This window comes from Sporomusa sp. (assembly GCF_057736855.1).
Map to the genome: position 1 here is coordinate 1,262 of NZ_JBYKYF010000452.1, position 502 is coordinate 1,763.

Genomic DNA, 502 nt, shown 5'->3' on the forward strand with positions numbered 1-502 from the left:
GTGTATCTAAAATACGAAGGGCTAAATCCCACAGGTTCTTTTAAGGACAGGGGGATGACGGTAGCGGTATCTCAAGCAAAGCAAGAGGGGTCTAATGCTGTCGTATGCGCCTCAACAGGCAACACTTCTGCTTCTGCAGCAGCCTATGCAGCAAAAGCAGGCCTTAAAAGTGTGGTATTAATTCCTGGCGGTAAAATTGCTCTGGGGAAACTCGCACAGGCAATTGCTTATGGGGCAGAGGTTATTGCGGTAGATGGCAATTTTGATGACGCTTTAAGGCTTGTGAGAGAAATTTCGCAGAAATTCCCGATTACTTTGGTAAATTATATAAACCCCTATCGCCTGGAAGGTCAAAAAACGGCAGCTTTTGAAATATGTGATGCTTTGGGAGAAGTACCAGACTATGTCTCTCTTCCTGTGGGCAATGCAGGAAATATAACTGCTTACTGGATGGGATTTAAAGAATACTACCGGAAGGGGAAGATAAAAAAGCTTCCCAAAA

General features: G+C 44.2%; 1 protein-coding gene. It reads left to right on the forward strand.

The genetic code is table 11. The annotated features are described in order from the left end of the window. A partial coding sequence (gene thrC / locus AC29Z1_RS17535; RefSeq protein ID WP_488272728.1) for a threonine synthase occupies positions 1-502 on the forward strand: 502 nt, incomplete at its 3' end.